The organism is Paenibacillus sp. 453mf (genome assembly GCF_900116105.1).
Taxonomy (GTDB): Bacteria; Bacillota; Bacilli; order Paenibacillales; family Paenibacillaceae; genus Paenibacillus; species Paenibacillus provencensis.
On sequence record NZ_FPAC01000001.1, the window covers coordinates 320420 to 343940 of the forward strand.

General features: G+C 46.4%; 22 protein-coding genes and 5 tRNA genes. 18 read left to right on the top strand and 9 right to left on the bottom strand.

The features are described 5' to 3' along the window. Nucleotides 1-16: 16 nt before the first annotated feature. From BM415_RS01410 to BM415_RS01425, 4 genes are all read left to right on the top strand, one after another. Nucleotides 17-574: a YdhK family protein gene (locus BM415_RS01410; protein WP_091153809.1), complete on the top strand. Its 558-nt coding sequence runs from the start codon at nt 17-19 to the stop codon at nt 572-574. Between the two features lie 226 nt (nt 575-800). Further along, a complete protein-coding gene (gene cdaS, locus BM415_RS01415) occupies nt 801-1424 on the top strand; it encodes a sporulation-specific diadenylate cyclase CdaS (protein ID WP_211753645.1) in 624 nt (207 codons plus the stop codon). A gap of 180 nt (nt 1425-1604) precedes the next feature. Further along, entirely contained in the window at nt 1605-2588 is a 984-nt protein-coding gene (locus BM415_RS01420) for a ring-cleaving dioxygenase (protein ID WP_091153811.1), read from the top strand. 86 nt (nt 2589-2674) lie between these two features. Further along, on the top strand, nt 2675-2959 hold the full coding sequence (locus BM415_RS01425; protein ID WP_091153814.1) for a phage holin family protein: 285 nt from the start codon (nt 2675-2677) through the stop codon (nt 2957-2959). Nucleotides 2960-3121: 162 nt separating this feature from the next. Here the strand turns inward: BM415_RS01425 and BM415_RS01430 are convergent, their stop codons facing one another. Then, entirely contained in the window at nt 3122-4870 is a 1749-nt protein-coding gene (locus tag BM415_RS01430; RefSeq protein WP_091153817.1) for a glycine betaine ABC transporter substrate-binding protein, read from the bottom strand. Continuing rightward, complete coding sequence (locus tag BM415_RS01435) at nt 4863-6068, bottom strand: quaternary amine ABC transporter ATP-binding protein (RefSeq protein WP_091153818.1); 1206 nt, start codon at nt 6066-6068, stop codon at nt 4863-4865. The genes BM415_RS01430 and BM415_RS01435 overlap by 8 nt, the downstream gene beginning before the upstream one ends. Before the next feature lie 424 nt (nt 6069-6492). Here BM415_RS01435 and BM415_RS01440 point away from each other — a divergent pair, with 424 nt between their 5' ends. From BM415_RS01440 to BM415_RS01470, 7 genes are all read left to right on the top strand, one after another. Beyond that, complete coding sequence (locus BM415_RS01440) at nt 6493-7056, top strand: GbsR/MarR family transcriptional regulator (protein ID WP_091153821.1); 564 nt, start codon at nt 6493-6495, stop codon at nt 7054-7056. Between the two features lie 174 nt (nt 7057-7230). Next, nucleotides 7231-8463 carry an outer membrane lipoprotein-sorting protein gene (locus BM415_RS01445; protein WP_091153822.1) on the top strand — a complete coding sequence of 411 codons (1233 nt, stop codon included), beginning with the start codon at nt 7231-7233 and terminating at the stop codon, nt 8461-8463. 290 nt (nt 8464-8753) lie between these two features. After that, nucleotides 8754-9950 (top strand): alanine racemase, encoded by a 1197-nt coding sequence (alr, locus tag BM415_RS01450; protein WP_091153825.1) that lies wholly within the window; start codon nt 8754-8756, stop codon nt 9948-9950. 227 nt (nt 9951-10177) lie between these two features. Continuing rightward, nucleotides 10178-10459 (top strand): CopG family ribbon-helix-helix protein, encoded by a 282-nt coding sequence (locus BM415_RS01455; RefSeq protein ID WP_047912143.1) that lies wholly within the window; start codon nt 10178-10180, stop codon nt 10457-10459. 3 nt (nt 10460-10462) lie between these two features. Continuing rightward, nucleotides 10463-10813, top strand: a complete 351-nt coding sequence (locus BM415_RS01460; protein ID WP_047912142.1) for a type II toxin-antitoxin system PemK/MazF family toxin — start codon at nt 10463-10465, stop codon at nt 10811-10813. 251 nt (nt 10814-11064) lie between these two features. After that, a complete protein-coding gene (locus BM415_RS01465) occupies nt 11065-13254 on the top strand; it encodes an alpha-galactosidase (protein ID WP_091153827.1) in 2190 nt (729 codons plus the stop codon). Nucleotides 13255-13824: 570 nt separating this feature from the next. Next, entirely contained in the window at nt 13825-16014 is a 2190-nt protein-coding gene (locus tag BM415_RS01470; protein ID WP_091158977.1) for a Tex family protein, read from the top strand. 72 nt (nt 16015-16086) lie between these two features. Here BM415_RS01470 and cmpA read toward each other — a convergent pair whose 3' ends face one another. Then, nucleotides 16087-16233: a cortex morphogenetic protein CmpA gene (cmpA, locus tag BM415_RS01475; RefSeq protein WP_091153829.1), complete on the bottom strand. Its 147-nt coding sequence runs from the start codon at nt 16231-16233 to the stop codon at nt 16087-16089. 178 nt (nt 16234-16411) lie between these two features. Then, nucleotides 16412-16765: a hydrolase/acyltransferase gene (locus BM415_RS01480; protein WP_091153832.1), complete on the bottom strand. Its 354-nt coding sequence runs from the start codon at nt 16763-16765 to the stop codon at nt 16412-16414. A 119-nt stretch (nt 16766-16884) separates the two neighbouring features. Here BM415_RS01480 and BM415_RS01485 point away from each other — a divergent pair, with 119 nt between their 5' ends. From BM415_RS01485 to BM415_RS01495, 3 genes are all read left to right on the top strand, one after another. Beyond that, a complete protein-coding gene (locus tag BM415_RS01485) occupies nt 16885-17355 on the top strand; it encodes a SprT family protein (RefSeq protein ID WP_170862335.1) in 471 nt (156 codons plus the stop codon). 43 nt (nt 17356-17398) lie between these two features. Further along, nucleotides 17399-17474 (top strand) — tRNA-Asn (locus BM415_RS01490). 1 nt (nt 17475) lies between these two features. Next, nucleotides 17476-17564, top strand: a tRNA-Ser gene (locus tag BM415_RS01495). Nucleotides 17565-17829: 265 nt separating this feature from the next. Here BM415_RS01495 and BM415_RS01500 read toward each other — a convergent pair. Both BM415_RS01500 and BM415_RS01505 read right to left on the bottom strand, forming a co-directional pair. Next, complete coding sequence (locus BM415_RS01500; protein ID WP_091158979.1) at nt 17830-18708, bottom strand: Cof-type HAD-IIB family hydrolase; 879 nt, start codon at nt 18706-18708, stop codon at nt 17830-17832. A gap of 2 nt (nt 18709-18710) precedes the next feature. Further along, nucleotides 18711-19484 carry a DeoR/GlpR family DNA-binding transcription regulator gene (locus BM415_RS01505; RefSeq protein ID WP_091153838.1) on the bottom strand — a complete coding sequence of 258 codons (774 nt, stop codon included), beginning with the start codon at nt 19482-19484 and terminating at the stop codon, nt 18711-18713. A gap of 237 nt (nt 19485-19721) precedes the next feature. Here BM415_RS01505 and BM415_RS01510 point away from each other — a divergent pair. The 3 genes from BM415_RS01510 (at nt 19722) to BM415_RS01520 (ending at nt 20141) form a co-directional block, all read left to right on the top strand. Beyond that, nucleotides 19722-19793, top strand: a tRNA-Glu gene (locus BM415_RS01510). 178 nt (nt 19794-19971) lie between these two features. Further along, nucleotides 19972-20047: transfer RNA gene (locus BM415_RS01515), tRNA-Lys, on the top strand. 11 nt (nt 20048-20058) lie between these two features. Next, nucleotides 20059-20141, top strand: a tRNA-Leu gene (locus BM415_RS01520). 213 nt (nt 20142-20354) lie between these two features. Here the strand turns inward: BM415_RS01520 and BM415_RS01525 are convergent. Beyond that, complete coding sequence (locus BM415_RS01525; protein WP_091153841.1) at nt 20355-21197, bottom strand: DegV family protein; 843 nt, start codon at nt 21195-21197, stop codon at nt 20355-20357. Between the two features lie 257 nt (nt 21198-21454). Between BM415_RS01525 and BM415_RS01530 the strand changes: the two genes are divergently transcribed. Continuing rightward, a complete protein-coding gene (locus BM415_RS01530; protein WP_091153843.1) occupies nt 21455-21835 on the top strand; it encodes a helix-turn-helix domain-containing protein in 381 nt (126 codons plus the stop codon). A gap of 71 nt (nt 21836-21906) precedes the next feature. Here the strand turns inward: BM415_RS01530 and BM415_RS01535 are convergent, their stop codons facing one another. Next, entirely contained in the window at nt 21907-22827 is a 921-nt protein-coding gene (locus BM415_RS01535) for an urease accessory protein UreD (protein ID WP_091153846.1), read from the bottom strand. After that, nucleotides 22766-23485 (bottom strand): urease accessory protein UreG, encoded by a 720-nt coding sequence (ureG, locus tag BM415_RS01540; RefSeq protein WP_091153848.1) that lies wholly within the window; start codon nt 23483-23485, stop codon nt 22766-22768. Before ureG ends, BM415_RS01535 begins: the two co-directional genes overlap by 62 nt. Nucleotides 23486-23521 lie beyond the last annotated feature (36 nt).

Below are 23521 nucleotides of genomic sequence, written 5' to 3' on the forward strand. Positions count from 1 at the left end.
CTGAGGTGAATGAAATATGAAAAAAGAACTGGCACTAATCGGAATTACAGCCATGCTCATTATGAGCGGATGCGGCAATGCTGGAGACAGCAATTCAAATGAGACGGCAGACACAGCGGCACACGAGGATCATTCTGCCATGAATCATTCTTCGTCAGGTGAGGTTCCTGAAGGTTTGAAGGAAGCGGTGAATCCCAAATTTAAAGTCGGAGACACTGCGAAGATCACTACAGATCACATGTCAGGCATGGAGGGAGCAGAAGCTACCATTACCGGAGCCTATGATACGACCGTTTATACCGTTTCATATACACCTGTTAACGGTGGAGAGCAGGTAACGGACCATAAGTGGGTCATCCATGAAGAAATCCAGGATGCGGGCAGCGAGCCGTTTACACCAGGCAGTGAGGTCGTGCTGATGGCGGATCATATGGAAGGGATGAAAGGGGCAGAGGCCACAATTGATTCGGCTAAGCAAACCACTGTATATATGGTTGATTTCACTCCAACTACGGGAGGCGAACCTGTCTCAAACCATAAATGGGTGACGGAAGAAGAACTGGCAGCACTCTAAACAGGATGATATGAAGCAGATATGAGAGAATTCAGTAGTACACCATACAGGAGGATTGCTCCTGCTACATAAGCATTTTGTTAGCAGCTTTGAAGGCTTTATATACTTCAGGATTTTGCATCATTTGATTTGGCTGATGCAAAATCCTCACCTGTATAACTTTACTGTTATGCGGGGAAATCTAGTAAGGATTGAAGTTATCTTGCGTAGGAGGCATGAAGCAATAATGGATATACGTGAACCGGCACTGCCAATAACTATGAAAAATCAGTTGAATGATCAGCTGCATCTGCTGATGGACGGCATCCATCGTGTACTTGACACCATTGAGGAGAATGAGTGCTGTATTCTGAATCAATTTGAGCAGATGAATCAGCAGTTTCGGGCCATTCATACCATTGCTGCCTCCTATTACTTAAGAACGTACCTTGAGCCGTATACCGATCATTATGCGACGCTGGCAACGACCGTGCAGCATTTATCGGAGCGAAGACATGGAGCGCTCATTGCTATCCGAAGAAAGGATGAGATCAAGCCTTTTGTTCATTCAGGCATTCCGATTAATGCGATATTATCCTTCTCACTAATGGAATCGATATTCTACCCAGGGAATCCACTGCATGACGGAGGGGTTGTCGTCGATAAGAATGTAATTCTATCCGCAGGCAATATTTATCCTACCGCACAGTTTTATGAAGGGGAGGAAATGCTGGGGACACGTCATCGTGCGGCCATCGGGCTGACCGAACGAACAGACTGTCTTGTACTGGTCGTTTCAGAGGAGACGGGACGCGTGTCATTTGCTATTCAGGGCAAACTCTATCCTGTTCAGCCGAGCGGCTTGCTGTAGCCGTTACGGTTTAGTCGGTGAGTGTCTTGTGATTGCTTCTGTCATAAAGAGTCTTGACAATCCATCAGTTTAGTTATAAACTAATACTCACAGAAGCATATCAAAGCATTGCTTCACAAGAAATTATCTTAATTTTAAAATACTTTACTTGTTTATAATATCTACTAAGGAGATGACATAATGAATCATTTAAAAGGAATCCATCACGTAACTGCAATCACCAGCAATGCAGAGAAGAACTATGAGTTCTTCACTTATGTTCTGGGCATGCGTCTCGTTAAGAAGACCGTTAACCAGGACGATATTCAGACCTATCATCTGTTCTTCGCAGATGACAAGGGAAGTGCAGGAACCGACATGACCTTCTTCGATTTTCCCGGCATCCCGCAAGGCAAGCATGGTAACGATGAAATCTACAAGACTTCATTCCGGGTGCCGAGCGATGCAGCGATTGAATACTGGGTCAAGAGATTTGACCGCCTTGGCGTCAAGCATACAGGAGTGAAAGAGCAATTTGGCAAAAAGACATTGTCCTTTGTTGATTTTGATGATCAGCAGTACCAGCTCATCTCGGATGAGCATAATGAAGGAGTGGCTTCTGGTACACCTTGGCAGAATGGTCCAATCCCACTGGAGTATGCCATTACGGGTCTCGGGCCGATCTATATTCGTCATGCACAGTTCGATTACATTAAAGAATTGATGGAGCGGGTATTATTATTCAAGGAAATTGCCTCTGAAGGTTCGCTTCATTTGTTCGAGGTCGGTGAAGGAGGCAGCGGAGCTCAGGTTGTTGTTGAACATAATACGATGCTTCCGCCTGCTCGCCAAGGATTCGGAACCGTTCATCATGCCGCATTCCGCGTAGAGGACCGCGCCGTGCTTGAAGAATGGATTGAGCGAATGTCGAGCTTCGGATTTACAACCTCAGGTTACGTAGACCGGCATTTCTTCGAATCGTTATATGTGAGAGTAACACCGCAGCTACTATTTGAATTTGCAACGGATGGTCCTGGTTTCATGGGGGATGAGCCTTACGAGACATTGGGAGAGAAGCTGTCCTTACCTCCATTCCTGGAGCCACACCGTGAACAGATCGAGCGAGATGTACGTCCGATTGACACGATGCGAAGCGATAAAGTAATTGAAAAGGAATATGAGTAACAGCTAGGGAGAAAGGGTTTGTACTTATTTCATGAGGGATTGCATATATAAATAATATCTTTTAGTGAAATAGGGGGCGGCCCTTAGTGGAATGGAGCGCGATATGGGAATTGATCGATCCAAGATTGATCGGAGTCGTGGCGGCATGCTGGGTGGTAGGGTATATTCTGAAGTCAACTCCATCCTTCCCTGACTGGACGATTGTTTATGTCATAGTCATTGTTGCTGTCGGTTTGAGTGTATGGATACTGGGCCTATCGCCCGACTCTGTCATACAAGGTGTTCTTGCAGGAGCATTCTCGGTATATGGACACCAGGTTGTGAAGCAGACAAAAATTGCGAGAAGCACGACGCCTGGGGAGAAAACATAGCAGATAGAAAAACAGCAAATAGCAAGATGCAAGAAGAATTGCTAAGCCCTCACCATTTGGACATCAAGATTATAATCTTGCGCCATGGAAATTCAGATCCGAAACAGAAAAGCCGCAGTGAACTAGGTATTCCCTAGATCACTGCGGCTTTATGCTGTCAGCTTACTTCAAATCTTCAATGGAATCAATGTCCATGTAAGCAGGTACGGTAAGACCCGTCTTGGCGCCTTCCAGGTTAACGCCTAAATCATCGATTTGATTCTTGTATTTCTCCAGGTAAGCAGCGGAGGTAACCGGCAGCCAAGCAGCAAGGGATGCATCTACATCTCCGCTGGCTACGCCCTGCCACATCGGTCCCATTTCAACCTGAAGTGAAGTGACATTATAACCGAGCTTCTCGGACAGAATGTAGTGGGCGAGGTTGGTACTCGCAATTTCGGAATCCCAAGCTACGTAGCTGAGCTTGATGGAATCACCATTAACCGGTGATAAACCACTTATCCATTCATCAACTTTATCCGGATGAGCTTCAGCCCATTCAGCTGCAGCCTCCTCAGCAGAATTGCCATCTTGAATGGCAATCATAATTTCACCCATGTCCTCAGGAGTCCATTGGAACCGATCCAGGAACTCATAAGCGGTCGGAAGGTCTTCTTGAAGTCCTTTGCGTGCTACGGTATGAATTTCTTCTGCTTCACCGTAAGACTTCTTCGGATCTTCTAAGTATTTCAGATCATATTTGTTAAACATCCAGTGAGGGGTCCAGCCGGTTACAATAATCGGCTGTTCATTCTGGATTGCTCTCTCCAGCATGGCGGTCATCGCTGAACCGGAGCCTTCGACAAGCGTCCAATCCGTCAGCTCATAATCTTCAATTGCTTTATTGGTGGATGCCATAATGCCGGCACCCGGGTCAATTCCGATAATCTCATAGTTTACTTCCTCACCAACACTGCCGCTGGCGGTAGTCCCGCCTGTATTCGATCCGCCGACAAAATATTGGGAGAATCCCGCAATCAGTACAATAGCTGCTGCAGCTGAACCGATCCAGACGCGCTGCTTGGAAGTAAGACGGCTTTTCTTCTTTTGTCCTGGCTTCCCGACCAGGTTCTGTGTAAAGCGGTCAAGCACAATGGCGAGCACGACGACTACGAGTCCCGCTTCAAAGCCCTTACCAATCTGAAGCTGGCCTACCGCACGGTATACTTCTGCACCAATCCCTTGTGCACCGATCATGGAAGCAATAACGACCATGGACAGTGACAGCATGATGGTCTGGTTAACACCGCTCATCAGTGTAGGCATGGCAAGCGGGAGCTGAACCTTTAACAGCTTCTGGCTTGAAGTTGAGCCAAATGCATCTGCAGCCTCAACCAGCTCTTTCGATACCTGACGAATACCGAGATGGGTCATTCGAATCGTAGGCGGTATGGAGAAGATAACGGAAGCAATAACACCCGGTACAACGCCTAGACTGAAGAAGGTTACTGCCGGCAGCAGGTATACGAAGGCAGGCATTGTCTGCATCAAGTCTAGAATCGGTGTAACGATCCGCTCTATAGAACGGCTGTATGCAGACAGAATTCCAAGAGGAACCCCGATCACAATAGATATAATACCCGAGGTAACGACAAGTCCAAGTGTATCCATGGACTGCGGCCAGTAGCCCAAGTTATAGATGAGCAGGAAGCCCAGTACAGTAAACAGGGCGAGCTTCCATCTACCAAGCAAGTAAGCAAGGGCCCCAATAATGATAATGAACAGAATTGGGTGCGGGAGCATGAACAGCCCTGAGAAAAATCCAACGACACTTTCAATAACTGTTGAAATGAGACGGAAGAATCCGGCAATGGATACATTCAGCCAATCAACTATGGCATCAATCCACTCCGCAATAGGTAATTTAGGCATTTATAGATTCCTCCTTCGTTGCAGACACTTCTCCGCCGAGCGCACCGAGGAGTGCACCTCGGACAATAACGCCTTCCAATCTTCCGTTCTCATTCACGACAGCGAGCGGAACCTTCGCTGAGCTTGTGATTTCGAACAGTTCATTCATAAGCGTTTCCGGCGGTACTTGAGGTCCATCGGTTATCAGAATATCCTGAATGGTTTGTCCATCCTTGGATGCGCGGGCAGCATCCTCAGCGGTAATAACACCAAGCAGCATCTTCGAACGGTCGATAACAAATAGGTTGGATATCCCTCTCTCACGCATCAGCTCAAGAGCAACACGAGGTCCGCGGTCCAAAGTAATGGTCTCCGGTCTGCGCATGACATGAGCAGCAGTCAGGACCTTGGACAGATCCACATCTTCCACAAATCGTGCTACGAAGGAGTTCGCCGGTTGGATCATGATTTCTTCCGGTGTTCCAATCTGTTCTACTGCACCGTCTTTCATCAGTGCGATTCGATCCCCGATGCGGAGCGCTTCATCCAGATCATGTGTAATGAAGACAATGGTCTTCTTCATCCGGTCCTGCAGCTCGAGCAGCTCGTCCTGCATATCACGGCGAATCAGTGGGTCAAGTGCACTGAACGCTTCATCCATGAGCATCACTTCAGGATCATTGGCAAGTGCTCTCGCGAGACCAACACGCTGCTGCATACCACCGCTCAGCTCACTAGGCAGCTTGTCTTCCCAGCCCTTGAGACCGACAAGTGCCAAGGCCTCTTTCGCTTTTTCAGAACGAATGGATTTATCGACTTTTTGAATTTCAAGTCCATATTCTACATTATCAAGCACCGTACGGTGAGGCAGAAGCGCAAAGCTCTGGAACACCATGCTGATTGTTTTCCTTCTAACTTCACGAAGCTGTTCTTTGTTCATCTTGCGAAGATCCTTGCCATGAACGAGGATTTCACCGGAGGTTGGTTCAATCAAGCGATTTAGCATTCGTACAAGGGTAGACTTCCCGCTGCCGGACAAGCCCATGATGACGAAGATTTCTCCCTGCTTAATCTCCATATTGACTTGGTTCACACCAACAGTGATTCCTTTTTCTTTGGCCAGCCGTTTCTTATCCCAGCCTTGACTGAGAAGCTTTGCGCCTTCGCTTGCGCCGGGACCAAACAGCTTGCTGACGTTTCTGACTTCCAGAATGGTCATAGGTACACTCCTTTATATTTAGCTTGCAGAGCGATGTGCAGCTCTTTGAAGCTCGTTTTCTGAACATAAGCCTTTGCCAGTGTAACAAATAAAATGTATAATTTCAAACGAACGTTCAGAACGTAAAGTATGTACAGAAAATACTGTACAAAGTTTAAAGTGTTGGTGCATCAAGGAAAAACGGTATTTTTGATGTCAATCTAGGGCCGTGGTTTCTTTACTTTTAATGATGCTTTTTCTAAAATAGATCATGTTATCTGAACAGACACTTTGTTTATCTTTGAGATCTAACGATCTGCCTTTGGTAGACAATTTGGCGAATATATTTTGTCCTGATTGGATTCAGTTTATGACGGTGAGAAGATAAGACCTCTTATCTTAACTATCTTTAGTACCTGACGATTTAGAATGGGAGGTTGCAAGCATGAGCTTGGACCAATTAAATGAACAGCAGCAAGATAAACTAATGAATATTCGCAAGCGGGTAATCCAAACCGTTGGTAAAAATATGGACTTGTATGGACTCAGCTCCTCTTCCGGGCACTTATATGGATTGCTTTTTTTTGCCGATAAACCCATGACGCTGGATGATATGGGGCGAGAGATGGAGATGAGCAAGACCAGCATGAGTACAGGAGTCCGTAATCTCCTTGATATGAAGATGGTAAACAAGGTATGGAGCAAAGGTTCCCGCAAAGATCAATATGAGGTTGAATATGACTGGCATCAGACATTTACGGACTATTTTGCTATCAAATGGAGAAAAGCAGCGGAGAGTAATCTGCTCTCTTTCAAGAAGGCCATTGAAGAGATTGAGCGCATGCTGAAATCGAATGAGGATGATGAAGCTCTGAAGGAGGTCCTGGCCCAGGATATGGAGAAGATGAAGGCGGCTGTTGCTTATTACAAATGGTTGAATCGTCTCATTGATACAATGGAATCGGAAAAAATCTTTGATCTGGTTCCTAAGGAAGAAGATCTCGAGTAGCAGCATGCTGCAATCATAGAGCCTTAAGGGGCTCTTTTCGTATTATTAGGTCAGCCAGAAACTTCTGGTTGGCCTATTTTTCTTTATGCTTGTCAGGCCAGTCTGCATAAATCGAACAAGTCCCTCATAGACATGTATCAATCAGTTGAAATCAGTGTTAAAGGGGATGATGTCATGCGCCGGATATCATGGGTCCTAGCCATGGTTCTGTGCTTTTCAGGTCTGCTTGCGGCTTGTGGACCAAAGGATGCAGATTCAGTAGTCAAGGATTTAAACGAAGTCGTGGGTGGTCTTGAGAGTTATCAGGGATCGGGTGTAATGACCTTCTATTCAGGAGAGACGCCTCAGGAGTACAAAGTTGAAGTATGGCACCAAAAGCCTTCGTATTACCGTATTGCCCTGACGAATGCCAAGAAGGACATCACACAGATCGTGCTGCGCAATGATGATGGTGTATTCGTCCTTACACCAAGTCTGAACAAGAGCTTCCGCTTCCAAAGCGACTGGCCGGATAATCAAGGTCAAGTGTATCTGTACGAAACACTGGTACGCAGCATTATTGGAGACAACACACGCCAATTTGTCGATGAGGAAGAAAGCTATGTATTTGAAGTCGCTGCCAACTATAATACCCATTCACTTGTACGCCAAAAAATTTGGCTGAACAAAGCAGACTATGCGCCGAAGCAGGTATCTGTATCCGATGCCAATGCGAAGGTCGTAGTGGATGTGAAATTTGAAAAATTCGAGTTTGGTACCAAGTTTGAGAAAGAAGCCTTTGATATGCAGAAGAATATGTCTGTAAATACAGGGGAAGGCCAAGCGCCTGCCGAAGGCACAATTACCGAGCCTAGCGAGAGCGGTGAAACTGTACCGCAAGTAAACGAGGAGGTTGCGACACCTGAGAACAATGTGGGAGAGGCTGATCCGGAAACAGAATCAAGAACTCCAGAGACCAATGCGCCGGGTGCTAAGGTCGACAGCGAGCAGGCGCCGGAAGGGGATTCAGCAGAGGCGCCAGAGAGCACCGATGAAACGACAGGAGCAATCGAAATTCCTGAACTTGGAGACTTCGGTGTGATCGAGCCTACCTATCTGCCGGAAGGTGTGGATTTCAAAGGTGAGCCGACCATTATGGAGACTGAAGAAGATTACGCGGTTATGCTTCGATTTGAAGGAACATATAATTACACCATTATCGAAGCAAGACCGCAGGACCGCGCATCCTCATATGCGGTAACAAGCCCGGTCGATCTCGGATTCACGATTGGCATGATTACCACTGAGCTGCCGAGGACCCTGACCTGGTTTGATGAAGGAATGGAATACAGAATTACGAGTGATGATCTGCCAGAATCCGAAATGGTGAAAATCGCTGCTTCAATGCAGGATCAATCGGGTAAATAATTTGGCAAAATCTGCTTAATGACTGAGAACCAAATCATTCTATATAGAATATAATGAATTAGCCGTTATTTATGGATGTCTTCCGTAAAATAACGGCTGTTCGCCTCTTTTTGGACGGATCTATCTGTCTGCTATGATTTTTATCTGCGGAAGTATTGGGTATGTTATGAGTGTATTCTCTTTTTCAAGTTCCATAATTAGAAACACCTGTATTTGACAGAGGTCTCCCTGTTTTATACGATAAGACTTATTGCTGAAGTGGAAATGTAAATCAGGGAAGGTGACTGCGGGTGCAAGGACAGTATCGCCCGACCCAAGCTGAAATCAACTTGGATCATTTAAGACATAATGTTGATGGTTTTCGTAAGGTATTGCCAGAAGGGGTGCTCTTCAGTGCATGTGTGAAGGCTAACGGCTATGGCCATGGAGCAGTGGAAATTGCAAAAGAGCTGGAAAGGCTGGATGTGGACTATCTGAATGTCGCATTCCTGGATGAAGCGCTTGAGCTGAGACAGGCAGGTATTCACGCACCGATTCTAGTCATGGGATATACACCGCCTGAAGGCATTGAGGTTGCTTATAAGCAACAAATTACGGTTACAGTGTTTAGTGAAGAGGTGCTGCAGAGCATTGAAGCTCTGGAACCTATCGCCAAGAATGCTCATCAAGGTAACCCATTGAAGGTCCATCTTAAGATTGATAGTGGAATGGGCCGAATAGGTGTCATCACAGCGGAAGATGCTGAATACTATGCTCAGCGATTGAGTCGTTTGTCTTATGTCATGCTTGAAGGGGTATACACCCATTTTGCCAAAGCAGATGAAGAGGATAAAGCCTATACACTTATACAGTACCAACGATTTATGGATGTGGTGAGTGCACTGCGAAATCAGGGCTACAGCATCCCGATCATACATACAGGGAATAGTGCAACTGCGATTGATACGCCGACGCTTAGTCTGGACATGGTTCGAGTAGGCATCAGCCTATATGGACTATATCCGTCAGCCGAGGTGGATCAGCATGCGGTTCACTTGCTCCCAGTGCTGACACTTACGACGAAGATTGTATACGTAAAAAAGGTTCCTGAACACTGGGGTATTAGCTATGGAACAAGATACTACTCGTCCAAGAACGAGAAGATTGGAACCTTGCCTATTGGTTATGCAGACGGTTTTTCACGCATGCTCGGCGGTAAGGTAGAAGTATTAGTACGCGGGCGCCGCGTTCCAGTCGTTGGTACGATCTGCATGGATCAGTGTATGGTGTCATTAGAAACGTTAAGTGAAGAACAGGAAGATATTAAAGCAGGTGAAGAGGTTGTTATCATCGGTCAGCAGATGGGCAGTACCATTAGTGCCGACGAACTGGCCTCCAAGCTGGGTACCATTAATTATGAAGTGATCTGTATGCTGGCGAATCGAATTCCACGTGTGTACATGAGGTCCGGTCAAGTCATATCTCGAGTAAACTCTCTCTTATCCTAAAAATTTCCGGAAATTTTTCGCTTTAGAAAAGAGGATTTTCGTCTAATGTCCGCGAAAAGTGTAGTTATTCGCAAAATGGATGATGTACGTATGATATCATACCGTTTATAATGAGTAATGCATAGTTGATATACGCGGGGCATATATATCCTCTTGTATAAATTTCCTTAAATAACGTTATACTGGTTCACAGTGGCGTAAGGTTTTGTGTGGGGGTGGAAGAGAACTTGACCAATGTACAGAACACCAAACGGATTATGATTAGTTTGCCGGATCATCTCTTACAAGAAGTGGATGGTATTGTAGCAATGGAGAATTCGAACCGCAGTGAATTCATCAGGCAAGCCATGAAGCTGTACTTAAACGAACGGAAGAAGCGTTATATCCGGGAGTCGATGCAGCGAGGTTATATGGAAATGGCCAAGATTAATTTGACCATGGCTTCCGAAGCTTTTCACGCGGAGGATGATGCAGACAGCACTCTGGGCCGCTTAGTGAGCGGGGTGTAAACATTGATCGTTAAACGCGGCGACGTTTTTTTTGCGGATCTTTCACCCGTTGTCGGTTCCGAGCAAGGGGGAGTCAGACCGGTGCTTGTGATCCAGAATGATATTGGCAACCGTTTCAGTCCTACTTGTATCGTTGCGGCCATCACGGCTCAGATTCAGAAGGCGAAGCTGCCGACCCACGTGGAAATTGATGCAGAACTGCACGGTTTTGATCGGGATTCTGTTGTGTTGCTCGAACAGATCAGAACGATTGACAAACAGCGTCTGACTGACAAGATTACGCATCTGGATGATGATACGATGAAGCTTGTTGGTGAAGCTCTACAGATCAGTCTGGGATTGATTGATTTTTAATAGTTGTTCGAGTAAAGAGAGTGCATGGTCTTATATAGGCCGTGCACTCTCTTTTTTGCAGGCGATATTAATGGATTGGTACATTTTTTGGTTGAAGACTCTAACAAGAGACGAAGATAATTCATTGCATTCCGCTCTATAGAAATCTATACTGATGAGAGAAAAAAAAGACGTCTCATGTTGTTGAAAGCGCTATTATTTTTCCGAATGATAGATCATACGCTGGAAACCAGGAGGCCATGGAGGGTAATATGGGGATTTTCTATACCGAGGAAAAGCGATTATTTCATCTGCAAACCGTAGAAGCAAGTTATGTATTTCAAGTAATGCCTACAGGACATTTGACCCATCTGTATTATGGAAAAAAACTGAGACACGGTGATTTAAGCTGGCTTCAGGTGCGTCAGGAGCGCTCCTCCTTCAGCCCGAATCCAGTGCCTGAGGATCGGACGATATCGTTTGATACGCTGCCACAGGAATATCCGGTATACGGCACGAGTGACTTTAGAAATCCGGCGATTCAATTGAAACAAGCAAACGGTTCCACCGTAACCGAGTTCTTATATACAGGCCACAGTATTGTACGCGGCAAGCCGCAGCTTGAGGGTCTTCCGCAGTCCTATGTAGAACAAGAGGAGGAGGCAGACACTTTAATTATTCAGCTGGAGGATGCTGTTGCTGGAATCAAGCTTGAACTTAGCTATACTGCCTACAATAACTACAATGCCATTACCCGCTCAGCCCGAATTACCAATACAGGAGAGACGACCAGCGAGATTTTACGTGCGCTGAGCGCAAGCATTGATTTTCCTCATGCCGATTATGAATGGCTTCAGTTATCCGGTGCTTGGGTTCGGGAGCGGGAAATTATACGCAAACCACTGACGGTGGGCACGCAAAGTGTCGAAAGCCGCCGTGGATCCAGCTCACATCAGCAGAATCCATTCGCAGCGCTTCTTACGCCTGGAGTAACGGAAGTGTCTGGTGAAGTATTTGGTTTCAGCCTTGTGTACAGTGGAAGCTTTGTTGCAGCGGCAGAAGTAGATCAGTTCAAGACGACGAGATTGTCCCTTGGCATTAATCCATTTGAATTCGGGTGGCAGCTCACGCCCGGAGCGTCGTTCCAAACACCAGAAGTCGTCATGGTATATTCTGATCAGGGCCTTGGCGGCATGTCACGCAGCTACCATGCATTGTATCGTGAGAGATTAGCCCGCGGGAAGTTCAGAGATCAGCAGCGTCCAATTCTGGTCAACAACTGGGAAGCGACGTATTTCAATTTCAATGCGGACAAGATCGAGAGCATTGCAGCAGCCGGCAAAGAGCTGGGCATTGAATTGTTCGTCCTGGATGACGGCTGGTTCGGTCATCGTGACAGTGACAACTCTTCACTAGGGGATTGGACTGTCGACAAGAAGAAGCTGCCTGATGGACTCGATAATCTGGTGAAACGTGTGACCGATACCGGAATGCAATTTGGTTTGTGGTTTGAACCGGAGATGATCTCCCCAGACAGCGATTTGTATAAAGCGCATCCGGACTGGTGTCTGCATGTACCGGATAGACGCCGGACAGAGGGCAGACAGCAGCTGGTGCTCGATATGTCACGGAAGGATGTACAGGATGAGATCGTACGCATGATTTCGGACATTTTATCAAGTGCACCGATAACTTATGTGAAGTGGGATATGAACCGGAATATGACCGAAATTGGTTCTGCACAGCTTCCTGCGGAAAGACAGAAGGAGACGGCACATCGCTATATGTTAGGTCTATATGATGTAATGGAACGCATCACATCTGCTTTCCCTGACATTTTGTTCGAGAGCTGCTCCGGCGGCGGCGGACGTTTTGATCCGGGGATGCTGTACTACATGCCACAGACCTGGACGAGCGATAATACCGACGCGGTATCCCGTCTTCGCATTCAGTATGGTACAAGCCTTGTCTATCCGGTAAGTGCGATGGCTTCGCACATCTCGGCTGTACCTAACCACCAGGTAGAGCGTACGACATCACTTGAAACTCGCGGTAATGTCGCAATGTCAGGCAATTTTGGCTATGAGCTGGACCTGACCAAGTTCACAGATGAGGAGAAGTCAATTGTAGCTGCACAAGTTGAACTATATAAGGAGATTCGCGAGCTTGTACAATTCGGTGTGTTCTACCGGTTGTTAAGTCCCTTCGAAGGAAATGAAACGGCTTGGATGTTCGTATCCAAGGACGGCACCGATGTGGCTGTATTCTACTTCCGTGTCCTTGCAGAGCCTAATGCTCCACTGGTCCGCCTCAAGCTGACCGGATTGGATCCAGAGCGTGATTATGCACTCGTTAATGGAGAAGGCGTATATAGTGGAGATGCACTGATGTATGCAGGAATTTCGGTGGGAAGCAAGAATGGGGACTTCCACAGCGAGCTTCATCGTTTCAAGAGAGTGTAAAGCTTTGAGTTAGACTTATATTGAACAAAAAGGACTGTTTTGGTCATCACTTTGATGTGCCGAAACAGTCTTTTTTTATCTTGAAATTGGCTGTAGAGCGGGTCAGATGTGGAAATTAAGGTCAAGTTCTGTGATAATAAAGTATCATCATTCATTTACGGATGATAAAATCATCATTTAAACACCAAAAAATAAAGAGAATGAAGCGGGGAACAAACCGACTTCTACTAACCTTGGGATTTATGCAAAATCCTTCACCTAAAAAATATGTGCAGTATATAAAAAATAAAAATTGGACGGCGCGATATTTTTTGGAGGACTCATCAGCAATACACGGAGCGCTGCGGAGCAAGTGAGAATGGGCTGTAGAGCGAATGCGTACGCCTTTGTTCTTAGAGTTGAACCTGTTAGGTCTTATTAAATCGTATAACTCTATGAACAACAGCGATGGGAAGACCATACTCACAGGCGCAGCATTTAGCTTCGTGCGTTTTCTCTGATGTCTCCAACTCAAGATCGCCCCAGGTAATCCTACAGGAAAGAGGGATTTTTTTGACGGAACCAACGACGATGGAAGTAAATGAAGAACAAGTAAAACAGGAGCGTGAAGAGCGAATTGTTAAGCAGGTGGCGAAGGAGCTGTCGCTTACAATCAAGCAGGTTAGAACAACGGTTGGCCTTCTGAACGAAGGGAACACGATCCCCTTCATCGCCCGTTATCGTAAGGAAATGACAGGTGAACTGGATGAGAACGTATTGCGGCACATCGAAGAGCGTACGATTTATCTGCGTAACCTGGAGGACCGCAAAGTAGAAGTCATCCGAATTATTGATGAACAGGGTAAGCTTACAGCAGAACTTTCCACAGCCATTACCGAAGCGGTGAAGCTTCAAGAGGTAGAGGACCTGTACCGGCCTTATCGTCAGAAAAGAAAGACCCGTGCCAGTGTTGCCAAAGAGCGAGGTCTTGAGCCCTTGTCCGAATGGATATGGAATCAGCCCAAGCAGGGGAATGTGCTTGATGAGGCAGCGAGCTATGTAAATGAGGAGCTGGGCGTAGAGAGCGCAGAAGCAGCACTAGCAGGAGCACTGGATATTTTGGCTGAAAATATTGCTGACGATGCGGAAATTCGCAAATGGGTTCGCCGTTATACTCTGGACCATGGAGTGCTTACTTCCGAGGCGAAGGATACAGAAGTCGAATCCGTGTATGAGAACTATTACAGCTATCGCGAGCTGGCCAAAAAAATGCCGCCACACCGCATTCTAGCTATTAATCGGGGAGAACGGGAGAATATTCTCAAGATCGGTCTAGATGTTAATGCAGAACCGGTGCATAACTATATTGGACGCCAGATTCTGAAGCCTTCCTCGGTCGTAGAGGAGCAAATTCGGTTCGTTATTGAGGATGCCTACAAGCGTCTGATTGCTCCTTCCATAGAGCGAGAGGTAAGAGCCGAGCTTACGGAAAAAGGGGAGAACCAGGCGATCTCAATCTTCTCTGGTAACCTGCGCAGTCTGCTTCTGCAGCCGCCGATCAAGGGCAAACGTGTGCTGGGAGTCGATCCTGCTTACCGTACAGGCTGTAAGCTTGCGGTTGTGGATGATACCGGTAAATTGCTGGAGGTGGCTGTCACCTATCCAACACCGCCAAACAATAAGAAGCAAGCAGCGAAAGAGAAATTTAACGAGCTGATCCACAAGTATGATATTGAGCTGATCGTAATTGGTAACGGAACGGCTTCTCGCGAGACGGAACAATTCGTGGCCGAAGTTATTCAAGAGCTTGAAGCCAAATCTCTCGCTTATCTGATCGTTAACGAGGCAGGTGCCAGTGTATATTCTGCTTCCAAGCTGGCTCAAGAGGAGTTCCCTGACCTGGATGTTGCAGAGCGCAGTGCTGCCTCGATTGCCCGCCGTGTACAGGATCCGCTCGCAGAGCTCGTCAAGATCGATCCCAAGGCCATTGGAGTGGGGCAATATCAGCATGACGTCTCCCAGAAGCATCTGGAGGACAGCTTGAAGGCTGTTGTTGAATCTGCAGTTAACCATGTAGGCGTAGATGTAAATACGGCTTCTCCTTCCCTGCTGTCGTATGTGGCAGGCGTTAATTCAACGATCGCCAAAAATATCGTGAAGTTCCGAGAGGAAAACGGCAAATTCACTTCACGCAAGGAGCTGCAAAAAGTACCTCGTCTAGGAGCGAAGACCTTTGAGCAATGTGCAGGCTTCATGCGAATCTCTGAAGGAGTTAACCCGCTGGACCGCACCGCGATCCATCCAGAATCCTATGCTGTTGTGGATCGGCTCTTCCAGGAGCTGAAGGTGGACCTGGACAAGCTTGGCAGTGAAGAGCTTGCACAAATGCTGGATGAGCAGCGGATCGAAGAGCTTGCAGGCAAGTTAGAGGTTGGTGTGCCTACACTGCGAGACATCATGGATAGTCTTCAGCGTCCGGGCCGTGATCCGCGGGACGAGCTGCCACTACCCATCTTCCGTACTGATGTGCTTAAGATTGAAGATTTGGAAGCGGGAATGGAGCTGCAGGGAACCGTTCGGAATGTGATCGACTTCGGGGCTTTTATTGACATTGGAATTAAGAGCGATGGGCTGGTCCATATTTCGCAAATGAGTGAAGGGTTTGTTAAGCATCCGATGGACGTTGTTTCTGTAGGAGACAATGTGACGGTATGGGTACTTAGTGTCGAGCTGAAGAAAGGCCGAGTAGCACTGACCATGAAGAATCCGAATAAAGCTTAAATCGACGCAGACGCATGAATAAGAAGCAGCCGGTGAGCCAAGCAAGAGAGGCTCATCGGCTGTGTATTAATATTAGAGCCTGGAATTATTGGTCTCTATTCCTCCAGTATTGCCCGGACGGTTGCGATAGAAGAACCAGCATTCGTTCAACAGCTTAATTTGACGACTGTCCTTTTTGTGGAACGCACGCATAAGTTGGTTACTGAGCCACTGTGGCAAGGGAATCCCTCCTAACACCCGTTAACATCTGTACGTTAGCATATGGGGGAAACGCCCGATTAGTGCAGGTCTACATCAAATAACCGTTCTAGCAGATAGGCTAAAGAAGACATCGGTCATTTCTTTAGTTCGATCTGCAGAACGGTTATTTTTTCATTTCTAGTTCACGATAAGTTGATTAGATCAGTTCTTCTTCCTCATACCATTGTTCGAGCTGAGCCTGAAGGGCGCGAATCTCTGTTAACAGGGCTATCAGGGGGTAATGCTCTTCTTTGACGGAAGCAAAGGATTGCTCCAGCTGGTTAATATAATCGAGACCGCCTGTGATGGCGTAATGCTCTTCCAGCAAATCCAGCTGGTCGCATTCAGCAATGGCTCTTGGTAATCTTGGAACAGCATCTGCTGTAAGCTTGCTGATCTCCTTATGGAGGCGCAGATTCAGAGCACTGAGCTGATAGGCATAATCAGATGGCATTTCTACAAATTCGAGCTGATCAGCATGTTGCAAAATGATGTAGCGCATCTTGGACATAACGATGATTCTCCCCTTTTGGTCGTCGTTCTTAAACGTTCCTTGACAGTGTATCCCAAGGTATAGTTACAATCAAGTAGAAACGATGCACGGAAGTGAGCTGAATAAGAGTGAATCTAATGACAAACGAAGAACTACAGGCTTGGATTGAGCGAATATCTATGGATAGCTTCGGTGTGCCTTTTCGGCATGAGGCTGTCTTTAACAAACGCTTGACGACAACAGGCGGCAGATATATGCTGCGCAGCCATCGTATTGAGATTAATCCGCATCAGTTGGCGGTGCATGGTGTTGATGAGGTAGAGAAGATTATTAAACATGAACTATGCCATTATCATTTGCATATCCGTGGAAGAGGCTATAAGCATCGTGATCCCGAATTCAAACAGCTGTTAGCTCAAGTAGGAGGGAGCAGGTACTGCCAGGGCTTGCCCGGCGGTAAAGCTCGCAGAACACTTCCCTATAAATATGAGCTGATCTGTCAGAGCTGCTCGCAGGTGTACAAGCGTAAGCGTAAAGTGGATGTTCGCAAATATCGCTGTGGACGCTGCAGTGGCAGGCTCAAATTATCGGAGCTGGCGAAGGCTTGACTCTCGCCTAAACTTTTGATAAATTATTAATTACAGCTGACGTTCCCTGATAGCTCAGTTGGTAGAGCACTCGACTGTTAATCGAGTTGTCACAGGTTCGAGTCCTGTTCGGGGAGCCATGGAGAGATACCCAAGTGGCTATAAGGGGACCCTCTGCTAAGGGGTTAGACTGCGTAAGCGGTGCGAGGGTTCGAATCCCTCTCTCTCCGTCATAAAGAATAAAAGAAGCCCGTGAGGGCTTTTTTTGATTTATGACTTGAAGATGGGATGAGAACCCATAGGGGTTCGCCGGAGCGTAAGCTTCGATAGGTAAACATCGCAGTCTCGACCGAAGGGAGAGTATCCCTCTCTCTCCGTCATCAATAATAAAAGAAGCCCGTGAGGGCTTTTTTTGATTTATAGAACATGAAGGATGATAGGCGAACCCAAGGGTTCGCCATTTTGTTGTGATAGAGCAGCCTTAGTAATATCAAATTAAGATAAGGATGACTCCAAATTCATGCCGGCCAGCTTACGTTCAATAGCGTAGGCAACGCCATTCTCAATATTGGTAAGTGTAACCTCTTTGGCGATAGCCTGAATGTCCGGGTGTGCATTGCCCATCGCGACGGAGCAGCCTGCAATGGTAAGCATGGATACATCATTATTGCTGTCTCCAATAGCCATTGTATTTTCCAGCGAAATGCCGAGCCTAGCAGCCAGTTTCCTCAGCGCATTTCCTTTAGAAGCATCTGGATGCTCAACTTCAAAATTGTGATCTGCTGAAATGACCATTGTCACCTCTGGATTATTCCGAAATTTCGCACGTCCGAGCTCAAGCTTCTGTTTATCAAAGGAAAGAGACAAGATATTATAAATTTCCGCATCCTCTGGAATGCTGAGATAAGAAGGGATACGCACGATACCTGTTTGTTCATATTGCTTCTCTGCCATACGGAGCAGGCGGTCCAGACTTTCTTCCGGATTCGCGCTTAAGGCCCGGTCAATTTCTATAGACATGAGCTGATGGCCTTCATTTGGCGAGTAAATCGCTTGGTCAGTGAGGACTTCATAATAGAACTGGTTCTGATCAAGCCATTCCAGCACGGACATGGCTGTATTTCTATCCATTGGAATGGATTCCACTCGGTTTGAATTCTCATCATGCGTTGTAGCTCCATTCGCGCCGATAACCGGTGTATTGATTCCAGCTTCTTTACATATCGCTTTGACGTCAGCATGAGCTCGCCCTGTGGCAATCGTGACGTGTACACCGAGGTTTTGAGCTTTGCGGATAGCATTTGCATTTTCTTCACTAATCTTACTGTCCCTGTTTAGCAGTGTTCCGTCCAGATCTATAGCAATAAGTTTAATCATTATATAACCTCCTGATCGTCGTCGGGAATTAACACTTCGACCTGATTTTTTTTGAAAAAATCGAGCATTTCTTTGTCTGGAGAACGATCTGTAATAATGATGTCGACCATGCTCCAATCTGCGAATCGGTAAAAATAATTACGCCCGAACTTCGAGTGATCCGCGAGCACAATGACGGTATCGGCTTGTTCCATCATCTTGAACTTTACCTTACCTTCTTCATCACCGGAGCTCATGCCATCGGTTGTCACACCACCTACACCTATAAAAGCCTTCTCGACATGATAGTTGGATAAGGTTTCAATGACGGAGGCGCCATAGACATAACGATGCTCTTTATGCAGTATTCCTCCCAGGAGCCTGATCTGAATGAAATCTTTATCTGATAGCAGGTCTGCTGAGTTAATGGAATTCGTAATCACGGTGCAATCTTGTGGATGTAAATATTCGGCACAGGCCTGAACTGTAGTTGAGGAGTCCAGAATGATCCGATCTCCCTTGCGTACTAAAGCAGCGGCTAGACGGCCGATCGCCTTTTTCTCATCCGACACCGTAATCAGACGGTCCTTATAATTTTTAAATTCCTGAATCGGGGAGGGGAGCAGTGCGCCTCCTCTGGTGCGTACAATGAGATCCTGCTCTTCAAGCTTGATAAGATCTCGTCTTGCTGTATCCCGGGACACGTCAAAGATCGAGCATATATCTTCTATGGAGATTCGACCTGACTTGGCTAGATGATCCATGATAAGCTGCATGCGTTCTTCCTGATACAAGCGGATACCTCCTTACGTTGATGCATCGTTATAAGTTATTTTAAGTCAAGTTAAGCAATTATGCAACAAAAATGACTTACCAAGCTTGTTAACATGCATTATTCTGCATCAATATGGAAAAATATAGAGAATAATTTCGATTTATAATTTTTTTGTTTTTTTGAAAAAAAGGGCTTGTCAAATGCTTTATTTATTTGATATACTCTAAAAGTCGCCAATGAGCGATCGAGAAATTAAGGCCCGTTGGTCAAGGGGTTAAGACACCTCCCTTTCACGGAGGTAACAGGGGTTCGAATCCCCTACGGGTCACTTTAAACTTTAGCTTCGATTGGGGATGAGAACCCATAAGGGTTCGTCGAAGCATCAGCTTTGGGAGGATTGCATCGCAGTCTCGAACGAAGAGAGAGTATCCCCTACCGGTCACTTTAAATTTATCCAAGCTTTATGTACCTCGCATAGTGGCATACAACATTGGATTACTCAGCAAGAGCCATTAGCTCAGTTGGTAGAGCACCTGACTTTTAATCAGGGTGTCGAAGGTTCGAGTCCTTCATGGCTCACCAGTTTAATATTTGCGGTCGTGGTGGAATGGCAGACACGCTATCTTGAGGGGGTAGTGGGTGTATACCCGTGGAGGTTCGAGTCCTCTCGACCGCATCCTAACTAGTGAAGGAGTCTTACGTGTTTATACGCGTAAGACTCTTTTTATGTTCTGTCGATGCTTATTGTATTGTATATACAAGCTTGAACCAAGTGCTTACTGCTAAATCGTACATCGAAAAAAGGACTATTTCTTGATGCGTCGTAGCTGCCTCAAGAAATAGTCCTTCTCTTATCTTAACTCGAATAATAGATTAGTTCCGGTTGAGCTTACCCGCAATAATAAACAAAGCCGATTGCTCCTACACCGGTATGCGTACTAATAATGGGAGAGGTATAGCTGATATCAACATCCTTATGACCTGTCAGATCCAAGATCGCCTGCTTCAGCTGCTCTGCCAATTTATGACCTTCTGCATGGGCGATTCCTACTTTATGAATGGTCTTGCCTTTCACATCTTCTGCAAATTGTTTAGCCAAATGTCTGACGATTTGGGCGTGACTGCGCAGATTGACGACAGGTGTATATTTTCCCTCTGACAGGGTAGCTATCGGTTTAATATGAAGCAGAGAGCCGATGAGACCCTTGCTCTTGCCGATACGCCCGCCCTTCACGAGGTTCTCGAGGGTATCGACTGCGACAAATAGCTTTGTCTGATTGCGGATTTCGGTAATCCGATCGACAATCTCAGAAGTCGTCTTACCTTCTGCGGCCCATTCTGCTGCTTCAAGCACCTGAAACGAGAGACCCTTCGAAATGTATTGGGAATCTATAACGGTTACTTTGGCACTGGACATCTCGGCAGCCATTTCTGCTGAGCGTACCGTGCCGCTTAAGCTGCCTGTCATGTGAATAGATATAATTTCATAGCCTTCTTCATGAAGCCTGTTGTAACGCTCCAAAAACTCGCCAGCTGAAGGCTGAGAGCTCTTTGGCAGCTCACTGCTTTGCTTCATTTTTTGAATAAATTGTTCCGGGGTGATATCGATCCCATCGATATAGTTTACACCATCAATAGAAAAGGAAAGAGGCACCACTTCGATGTCATGCTTCTGAATGACGGATTGAGGTATATCCACTGTAGAGTCCGTCACAATCTTAATTTTCTTCATTCATTCACTCCTTATGCCAAAATCCAGACAGATCTATGTGTTTCACGTGATTCAGCTTATCCTAAAGTTCGAATAGGCGTGGTTGTTTAGCACTTTGGCTCAATCTATCTGGACATTTATATTAGTATATACGAGCAGGCATATTAGGTTCAAATGGAAGGCTGAGGATGGAATCTGTGTGTGATATAATATGGAATTATTGTGAATTTTATTTACAAAATCAACTACATAATGACATAACTGGAAGGCGGTCTTTTATGAATTCGATTTATTCACGAATTGAGGAATTGATTAATAAACGAGGGATGACAAAAAAAGCCTTCTGCGAGGAACTCAAGATTAGCACCGGGAATCTGGGTGACTGGAAACGGGGAAAGTCCGTACCAAGTACGACCAAGCTGATTGAGATTGCTGCCTTTTTTGATGTCAGTCTGGACTGGATCATGGTCGGGAGAAGTAAAGTGATCATTAAAGAGCAGAATATGACTTATAAGACGGGAGATTATCCAGAAGGGCATACTGACAGTACAATTTCAGAGTTAACGGTAAAGGAGCAGGAATTCATTAAGGAATATATCGAATTCACCCGTTATCGGAAGCAGAAGCGAGCTGACATAGGCACTGACGAATCTTCTTGAAAATAATATTAATATATTATACATAACAGGCCATGATTTGCTTTGCAGCAGATCATGGCCTTTATTTGACTCTATTTTCTAAATTGCAGCGGAACCTTACCTATTATTGCAGGTCTGATTTGATTCCACAAAGAGATGCAAAATTCCTGAAGCTCGTAGGCTGCTCTCCCGAGCATGCGTACGGCGATCCCTTGTCCACCTGCGAGAAGGGTTGCACCTGCTAGAATGCCACCGTTCGCAGGAAGGTCTTCACGTATAGCAGCAAGTTCCTTCTGTCCAATATTCTCTCCTACGATCCATAAAGCAGCCATGTGCGTATAATCGAGCATGCCTGATAGGTTATTCACTTGCTCATGACCAGGCTCTAGAGAGAATCGATCCCAGACAAGGAGTTCTTGCTTCTTCCATACCTCTGTGTGGCCTTGGAAGTGAATGAAGTCAAATTGCTCTCCGCGGTGCACCCGACCAGCTGACCACACATCTGCATAGACCAGGGTGGAGCTCTCACCGAGATGGAATGATGTCGTCAAGGTGGAACGGCTTCCGGCAAAAGGGATGACACATTCTGGGAAATACTCAAGTATTGCACCTTGCTCCAAATGAAAAGTATGGCTTACAGAGGAAGGGAGTGTCGGGGTGGGATGCAGTCTCGTAGCCGAAGTACTTGTGAGAACAACATGAGCTCCTTCCTTGAGCAGCCAATTGGAATCATACTCATCCCCATTCATCACACCGGGTGATACATCTGAGGTGTATACACATAGCTCTCCGTCACTGCCGGGAAGGCGAAAGGTCCGGCTGATTCTCAGCGGCACGGCATGATATCGGTCCGTAATATAAGTGAGGCCACCTTTGTTCTCAAAGGTGGCATACAGCTCACTTCGTTTCATACCGGACGGATACAGGTCTGTCCGCTCTTCTGATCGAAGATTAATGGGAGTGCTGATGGCCATGTTCATGATCGTGCTGATGGGCAGCAGCTGCCTCATCATCCATGAATTGGTGCTCAAGCCAATGGATAATTTCGGATACGCCTTCACCGCTCATCAGATTGGACATTACATAAGGGCGGCCTTCACGCACTTTTTGCGTATCTGACTCCATGACGCTGAGGTCTGCGCCAACGAATGGAGCGAGGTCGGTCTTGTTGATGAGCAGGAGGTCCGAACGAGTAATACCAGGGCCGCCTTTACGAGGGAGCTTCTCACCTTGTGCTACATCTATAATGTAGATAAACACATCGGCCAGTTCTGGGCTGAAGGCAGCGGACAGATTATCTCCTCCACTCTCAATAAAGATCATTTGCAGATCTTCGAAACGTTCTTGCAGCTCCTCTACGGCTTCGAAGTTCATGGAAGCATCCTCGCGAATAGCGGTATGCGGGCAGCCTCCAGTCTCAACACCGATAATGCGGCTGCTATCCAGAGCATTCTGACGAAGAAGAATTTCGGCATCCTCTTTGGTATAAATATCGTTGGTAATTACTGCGATGCTGTAACGGGTGCGTAGTGCCTTGGACAGTTTTTCCACAAGGGCCGTCTTGCCGGAGCCTACCGGACCGCCGATACCGATCCGCATGGGACGACTGTGGTCAAACGGAATTCTCTCCCAGTTTGCGTGATGCTGATGATTTGAGCCTGTTCCACACATATGAATCATCCTCCTAAAATTTATGGATACATCTAA

What these genes read in the sequence shown, in the direction of transcription:
- BM415_RS01410 (WP_091153809.1), top strand. Translation starts at nt 17, where the DNA reads ATGAAAAAAGAACTGGCACTAATCGGAATTACAGCCATGCTCATTATG.
- cdaS (WP_211753645.1), top strand. Translation starts at nt 801, where the DNA reads ATGGATATACGTGAACCGGCACTGCCAATAACTATGAAAAATCAGTTG.
- BM415_RS01420 (WP_091153811.1), top strand. Translation starts at nt 1,605, where the DNA reads ATGAATCATTTAAAAGGAATCCATCACGTAACTGCAATCACCAGCAAT.
- BM415_RS01430 (WP_091153817.1), bottom strand. Translation starts at nt 4,870, where the DNA reads ATGCCTAAATTACCTATTGCGGAGTGGATTGATGCCATAGTTGATTGG.
- BM415_RS01435 (WP_091153818.1), bottom strand. Translation starts at nt 6,068, where the DNA reads ATGACCATTCTGGAAGTCAGAAACGTCAGCAAGCTGTTTGGTCCCGGC.
- BM415_RS01440 (WP_091153821.1), top strand. Translation starts at nt 6,493, where the DNA reads ATGAGCTTGGACCAATTAAATGAACAGCAGCAAGATAAACTAATGAAT.
- BM415_RS01445 (WP_091153822.1), top strand. Translation starts at nt 7,231, where the DNA reads ATGCGCCGGATATCATGGGTCCTAGCCATGGTTCTGTGCTTTTCAGGT.
- BM415_RS01465 (WP_091153827.1), top strand. Translation starts at nt 11,065, where the DNA reads ATGGGGATTTTCTATACCGAGGAAAAGCGATTATTTCATCTGCAAACC.
- BM415_RS01470 (WP_091158977.1), top strand. Translation starts at nt 13,825, where the DNA reads ATGGAAGTAAATGAAGAACAAGTAAAACAGGAGCGTGAAGAGCGAATT.
- BM415_RS01480 (WP_091153832.1), bottom strand. Translation starts at nt 16,765, where the DNA reads ATGTCCAAGATGCGCTACATCATTTTGCAACATGCTGATCAGCTCGAA.
- BM415_RS01485 (WP_170862335.1), top strand. Translation starts at nt 16,885, where the DNA reads ATGACAAACGAAGAACTACAGGCTTGGATTGAGCGAATATCTATGGAT.
- BM415_RS01525 (WP_091153841.1), bottom strand. Translation starts at nt 21,197, where the DNA reads ATGAAGAAAATTAAGATTGTGACGGACTCTACAGTGGATATACCTCAA.
- BM415_RS01530 (WP_091153843.1), top strand. Translation starts at nt 21,455, where the DNA reads ATGAATTCGATTTATTCACGAATTGAGGAATTGATTAATAAACGAGGG.
- BM415_RS01535 (WP_091153846.1), bottom strand. Translation starts at nt 22,827, where the DNA reads ATGATGAGGCAGCTGCTGCCCATCAGCACGATCATGAACATGGCCATC.
- ureG (WP_091153848.1), bottom strand. Translation starts at nt 23,485, where the DNA reads ATGTGTGGAACAGGCTCAAATCATCAGCATCACGCAAACTGGGAGAGA.